The 6703-nt window shown below is 46.8% G+C and carries 6 protein-coding genes; 3 read left to right on the top strand and 3 right to left on the bottom strand.

All coding sequences use genetic code 11. From position 1 onward, the window contains the following. Window positions 1–88 precede the first annotated feature (88 nt). The 3 genes from DXA74_RS15295 to DXA74_RS15310 all read left to right on the top strand — a co-directional run bounded on the left by DXA74_RS15295 (window position 89) and on the right by DXA74_RS15310 (window position 2907). Window positions 89–499, top strand: coding sequence for a hypothetical protein (locus tag DXA74_RS15295; RefSeq protein WP_118529003.1), 411 nt, complete (start codon window positions 89–91; stop codon window positions 497–499). Window positions 500–1179: 680 nt separating this feature from the next. Continuing rightward, window positions 1180–1881, top strand: a complete 702-nt coding sequence (locus DXA74_RS15305; protein ID WP_011202384.1) for a DUF6088 family protein — start codon at window positions 1180–1182, stop codon at window positions 1879–1881. A 9-nt stretch (window positions 1882–1890) separates the two neighbouring features. Beyond that, window positions 1891–2907, top strand: a complete 1017-nt coding sequence (locus DXA74_RS15310; protein WP_118529005.1) for a nucleotidyl transferase AbiEii/AbiGii toxin family protein — start codon at window positions 1891–1893, stop codon at window positions 2905–2907. A gap of 43 nt (window positions 2908–2950) precedes the next feature. Here DXA74_RS15310 and mobC read toward each other — a convergent pair whose 3' ends face one another. The 3 genes from mobC to mobA are packed head-to-tail and all read right to left on the bottom strand — an operon-like array spanning window position 2951 to window position 6653. Next, window positions 2951–4960: a conjugal transfer protein MobC gene (gene mobC / locus DXA74_RS15315; protein ID WP_118529007.1), complete on the bottom strand. Its 2010-nt coding sequence runs from the start codon at window positions 4958–4960 to the stop codon at window positions 2951–2953. 17 nt (window positions 4961–4977) lie between these two features. Next, window positions 4978–6246, bottom strand: a complete 1269-nt coding sequence (gene mobB / locus DXA74_RS15320) for a conjugal transfer protein MobB (RefSeq protein ID WP_025077257.1) — start codon at window positions 6244–6246, stop codon at window positions 4978–4980. Next, a complete protein-coding gene (gene mobA / locus DXA74_RS15325) occupies window positions 6231–6653 on the bottom strand; it encodes a conjugal transfer protein MobA (protein WP_117749019.1) in 423 nt (140 codons plus the stop codon). Before mobA ends, mobB begins: the two co-directional genes overlap by 16 nt. Between the last annotated feature and the right edge of the window lie 50 nt (window positions 6654–6703).

Here is a 6703-nt window from a genome sequence, read left to right on the forward strand (position 1 = left end):
TCTTTTTATCTTTGTCTTATCTTTGGTTGGTTCAACGAAGAAACAAAATAAAGATTGAATGAGTTAAACAAGAGATAAAAAAGAGAATATGAAAACAAAAGAAATTCTTGGAATATTTATGCTATTCCTATGTACATTCAGTTTTATAAGCTGCGATGATGATAATGAACAGACAAATGAATTAACCCCCGAAGCACTTTATCAGACTTCATGGCGTGGAACAGGGCATTGTGAGGCTTGGACAGTACAAAATATGGGGGTCGGTATGCAATTTGTAGATACTCGGAAAGGGAAAGTAAATTGGGAAGGTTACGATGAAATTGATATTACTTATACAATAGAAGGGAAATATATCACATTTAATAGCAATGCTTTATATTTGGGTGGAGCCCCTTGGATTATCAAAAGCTATACCCAAAAACATATAACCATTATACAGAATGAAATTAGTCCGGATAAAGAGAAAGTAGCTACAATTGAATTAGAGAAAATAGATTAAACTGAACCATGGGAACATTAAAAGTAATATGAAACTGAAATATATATTGAATGTTATACTATTTGTTTTGGCATTATCTTTTTTGTCTATGTGTATATTTAAGACTACAGAGTTAAGTTTAAAATGTATGCAATTTGCTGTATCTATCTCTTGTATAGGAGCAATGTTTTCTACAAAAAGATATAGATACATATTTGCATCTATTGCTTTAATCATTATAGGAATATCTTTTTCACTTTAAATGTCCATAATAACGATAATGATTTGATTATTGAATGGTATAATAATAGTCCAGTCTACAGATAGCGACTAAAAACGGGGGCAAGGGATGCCCGAATTTGTCCTGCGGAGCTTGAAATTATCCGGGTGCGGTAAATCTCCAACTGTTGGTTGGAGATTTAAAACGGGTACAGACCGAAGTTAATCGCTTGCTTTAAACGAGCCATTTGTGAGCCATTTGTATATATTGTTTTCGGCTTATAATCAGCATTTTACAAAAATCGCATTATACTTGTGAGCCATTTGTGAAGCGTTTGGCAAGCCTTTGATTGAGTTTCCGTTATTCTTCTATTATCAGGTGACACGACAAAAAGAAAACATCTTCGGCAAAATCTTTGTTATGTTTTTGCAGGTGATTACATAATATACTATCTTTGCATATAGAAACAAAGGACATAAATATGGCTTCATTCAGGAAAGAGATACTTGGGCAGATTGAACGGATAGATACCGGGCGTATATTCACGTTCCGGGATTTGTCGTTTGAAACGGAAAAGACCGCTAATGTTGCGGTGCTGCTCTCCGAACAGAGCCGCAAAGGGGTACTGGTACGGGTTGAAAAGGGGGCGTACTACCGTCCCAAGAAATCAGTGCTGGGGCTGGGAAAGTTGCCTGTCTATCAGGATGAACAGTTCCGCTACCTGACTGAAAAACTGAACGGCTATATCACGGGGGCTTACATCTATAACAAAATGGGACTGACCGAACAGGTTGCCACAACCATAACGATAGCCACTCCTAACCCGGTTCGCCGTTTCCGTTTCAAGAACTTGGATATAGAGTGCGTGAAAGCCTACTGCATGGACTACCCGGATGAAAGCCTTGTCCCGTACTTGCGGCTGCTCGATGCGATAAAGGACATGAAGCGCATACCCGGAACAACCGGGCAGGACATCTACAACCGGGTCAAAAGCCAATATTTCAACGGGTACAGCCTGCCGGAACTGGAAAAAATCGTATCTTTGGCGAAAAGTTACCCGCCACGTGTCAGAAAGGTGGTGGCGGATATACTGGGCGACATCAGACAAACCGTGTTGCAAACAGAAATGGCAAAGACCATTCTTCCCACGACACGGTTCAACTTGGATTATAAAACGGCATAGGACAGAAATATGAATTTACATTCGGACAAGGAAGCGTTCAAGGAAATCATCGCACTGGCGGCTGAACATTTCGGCTACGAGCAGTCGCACGTGGAAAAGGATTACTGGGTATCGAAGATACTGCGGGATATTTCCATGTCCGAATATGCGGATAAGACCTACTTCAAAGGCGGAACTTCACTTTCCAAAGCCTACGGGCGGATAGAACGTTTCTCGGAAGATTTGGACTTGTTCGTGTTCACGGGTGATAAAGGTGCGTCCAAGCAGGCAGAAAAGACATTGAACAAGAAACTTTCCAAATACATAGCCGAACTCAATAGTGACATATACAAGGAAGATTTGTCGGAAACGGGCGGTAATTACCGTAAACTGTATTTCTCGTATGACAATGTATTTCAAGGCGTGGGACTGAAAGAACATTTGGAAGTAGAGATAAAATCCTGTGACCTGCCGGACAAAAAACTGATGTTCTACCCGGCGGACAAGCGGGTTATCAAACCGATTGTAACCGCCTTTCTTGAAAGCATCGGGCAAGAGGAACTGATAAGCACCTACGGGCTGGAAAGTTTTGAAACGCAGTGTATCAACCCCCGAAAGACTATCTGCGACAAGGTTTCAAGGCTGGTAAAGCTGTCTTACAATGAGGATGCAGCCGCACTGTTGGCAAAGCATATCCGTGACGTTTACGACTTGTCGGCACTCTACCACAATCAGGAATATAACGATTACCTACATTCGGAAGATTTCTTGGATGCCATGTACCGGGTGACGATAGAGGACGGACTAAATAAAAACTCCCGTTCGCACTTGTCGCTGGCTGATGCACCGATATTCAAGGATGCCGAAGCGGTCATGGCGTTACCCGAAGTGGCTACGGCGTACACTACCGATTTGAAGAAACTGACTTTCGACAAAAGCAAGATGCCGCCGATAGGCAAGGCTGTGGAAGCATTGAAGAACCTGCACGAAATATTAGTGCGTTTTGAAGCCTACCGCACCAAAAAGCAAAATGAAGAACAACCGTAAAGCTACATCGGCTGTTCTTCACTCCATACATTATTATATATAGCTATTCTTCCTCCTTAATCAAGTGGCATAACTCCGGGTCGTTCTTAATCCGGGTTATCTCGTTCTCGACTATCTGCCTGACTTCCTGACGGATGCGGTCATAGTTGGCTTGTATCTCCTCCTGCATCCGGTCGTTGCCGTCCTTGTCGGTGAAGTCGATAATCTGCGGCAACTTCACGTAACGGGCGGTTTCCCGCTTCACCTTTTCATTGTCCACCACGATTTCACAGTGGAAAATCTTCTGCTCTATCCGTTCATCGAAATTGTCCGCTACTGCCCCCACGAACATACCTTGCGTGAGGTTGGATATTTTGCTGGCGGGTATCAGGCTGTCCATTTGGGTGCTTATCGAGGTGGATTTTTCCCGTTGGTTGATTGTCATGCTCTGCCGTTTCTGCAACACCTTTCCGAAACGCTCCGACAGGATTTTCGCCGTTTCACCGACTACCTGACCGCTGAACACGTTACCCACAGTATTTTGGATTACACGGCTTTCCTTGTCCCCATAGTCACGGGTAAGCTGGCTGTAATCCTGAAAGCCTAACAGAACCGCAACCTTGTTGCTTCGGGCGGTCGCAATCAGGTTGTCAAGCCCACGAAAATAAATCGTTGGCAGCTCGTCTATTATCACCGAACTTTTAAGCTGACCTTTCTTGTTTATCAGCTTCACGATACGGGAATTATATAATCCCAGTGCTGCCGAGTAGATATTTTGGCGGTCAGGATTGTTGCCGACAACCAGTATTTTAGGCTCTTTCGGGTTGTTGATGTCAAGTGAAAAATCATCACCCGTCATTACCCAGTAAAGGGCGGGTGAAATCATTCTTGAAAGCGGGATTTTCGCACTGGCAATCTGCCCCTGCAACTGCTCTTGAGCGTCTGATTCCCAAGCATCTACGAATGGGGAAAGGTAGTTTTCCAGTTCGGGGTAGCTGCGCAAAATGGTGAATACATCGGCGTATTTCTTATTTAGCAGTTCAATGGCATGGGGGAACGTGCAATACCTGCCGCCTTGATAGATACGGAGATACCAAATTATAGCCGCCAAAAGGATAATCGGACTTTCCACGAAGAAATCGCCCTGCTTGCTTATCCAACTTCGATTGAGGTTAAGCATTATCGTGTAGCTTGCTTCGTAGGCATCCGCAATGTCCGACATGAAGCTGGCATTTATCGGGTTGCATCGGTGGCTCTTGCGTGGGTCGTCAAAATTGATAACGTAAAATTTCGGCTTAACCTTGTAGCCGTCCAAGTGGTTAAGTAAATGATTGTAAGCGATTTCCGAAAGGTCAGGAAACTTATAATCATACAGGTAGAGCGCAAAACCTTTCTCGATTTGCTGTTTTATGTAATTATTTACTACTGCGTATGACTTCCCGCTGCCCGGCGTTCCTAACACGATGCTCGCACGAAAAACGTTTACAACGTTAATATAGCCATTGTTCCACTTCTTCTTATAGTAGAACCGGGTAGGCAGATTTACAGAATACTCGTTCTCGATAAGCCTTGTTTCCTGCATGAAACTTTCGTTCTCGGTATTAAAGACATCATCCATGAGGTTGTTTTTCAACAACCGGGACATCCACGTACCCGCCATGAGCATACAGATATAGCCCACCGAAAGCGTGGCGATATAAAACACGGCATCCGCCGTATGTGGCAGCGGAAGTTCCAGCAGCCACCAGTTCAGGAAAAACAACACGACACCCGCCGCAAGGCTGCAATGTATCTTCGTCCACGTTATCTTTTCCTCTTTCACGCCCTTAGTGCCGATGCACGACAGGGCGAGGAACACCACCGCAAAAAGTTTTGTCCAAAGAACGGACGAGAACAGCCCGGTGGTGCGCTGGAAGTTCCACAGTATCTTGTCTATCACTTCAAAGGTCACTCCCCACTCTTTCAGGGTGGAGTAACAGAACCAGTACACGTTTATTCCCACGAATAAAATACTGACAGCCCGCATAAAGTCCATGACCCTTGCAAGCCCTCTCAAATCATCCTCTTGCTGCATAATTGTATGTTTTTAAGTTAGTCGATGCGCCTTGTGCGCTTCTTTTTCTTCTTTCTCTTTTGGCGGGCGGTGTCCTGCGGCTCGTCACCGCCTGATGCACCGCCGCCCAGCAAACCGCCGAAAGCACCCAGCACGGAAGCCACGCCCGAAACGATGTCGGCTTTCGGCGTGAAGCCCTGCTGTTCCTGATGCGTGGGCTGGTCTTGCTGCGGTGCTGCCACTTCGGGCTGGTGTATCTTTCCGGTTTCGCCCGAAAAACGTTCGTTGAACACGTTCGCCGAATACTCCTTGCCCAAGCGTGAACCGTTCAGCACCACCCGGCTGTCATGGTCGATGAACGTAACGCCATAGATGCGCCCGCTGTCGTTCTGACGGAATACCACGTCAATGCCCCGCTTCCTTAGCTGCTGTTCCAGTTCCTTGCGGCTGTGGGCGGTCTGCATGGCATTGGCTACAATCTTCCGGGTGCGTTCTTTCAATTTCCCGTTCTTGATTGCTTCGCCCGATTTCTCCATTCTGCGCTGCACCGCTTCATAACCTACCGACTTGCCGATGCGGGAAGCCTTTACCGGGTTGCCTGTCTTTTCGCCCTTGTCGTTCATGGCGGAATAGACAATGCCCTGATAGGGCTTGCCGTTTATCTCGCCTTTGACTTCCTCGGCGCACACGTTGTAAGCGGCAAGCAAAGCCTTATATTCCCCGAACGACTGGAAGCGGTAGCCGTAACAAGCCGCTTTCACGGTGTTGCCGATTTGGTGCTTCACGTCCCCGGCGGCATAGTCCACCTTTTTAAGTTCCGGACGTTCGGCACGTTCCTTTCGCTCTGCCGGGTGCAGCCCGTATTTCTTTTCCAGTTCACGGGTGATTTGCTTGCTGCGCCGATGCTCAAACCTGTCATTCAGCGGTCTGCCGTTCTCGTCCACCCGCAACCCCACGATGTGGATATGGTGGCGGTCGATGTCGGTATGCTTGTACACCAAATAAGGCTGGTCGCCATAGCCCAACTTCCGCATATACTCCCGTGCGATGTCGGAAAGCTGCTGGTCGGTCAGCACGTCTTCCGGGTGCGGGTTTATGGAAATATGCAGTATCGGCTTCTTGGTGGATAGCTGGACGGGCATCTGCATTTCGAAGCTGCGCATACACTCGCCGATAGAGAAATTCCCGTCCTCGCTTAACAGCATCCGGTTGGAGAAAAGCACCTTTGCTTCCTCGCTGTCCACTTTGTTTTGGTTGTATGCCAGTGCGCCGAACATATTGCCGCCCGTGCTTATTTTGGCAACCATAGTTCCTTGCATTCATTGGTTAATGCAATAACTTGGCGGTTCAGTGCCGCCAGTTCGGTGGTCGCTTTCTCCAGTTTATAGAGAAAAGCCAGTGCCTTTTTCTCGGAAAAATTACTGTGCAACGCCTTTACCACTTGGTTGTAATTGACCGCCACGGCTCTGAATTGTGCATAAAATTCGGTCAGCCGGGCGCAATACTCGACCGCCGATTTGTCCACTTTCACCACCCGGAACGGCTCGCCGAACAACCGGGCGGCGATGAAACGGGACTTGCTCGTAACGCCCGACTGCTCCCATTGCGAGAGGAAGCGGGCATTCTCCCGGTCGTTCAGGTAAAGGACATGGCGATGCTTCGCCGGGTCTGCGAGGGCGGGGCGACCGCCCTTGTTAGGTTTTCTTGTTTCCATGCTTCTTTCAATTAAAAAATTACGACTTCGGAGTGATTTTTACCCCCGCA

Origin of the sequence: Bacteroides sp. OF04-15BH, assembly GCF_003477995.1 — a bacterium.
In the GTDB taxonomy this organism is placed as follows: domain Bacteria; phylum Bacteroidota; class Bacteroidia; order Bacteroidales; family Bacteroidaceae; genus Paraprevotella.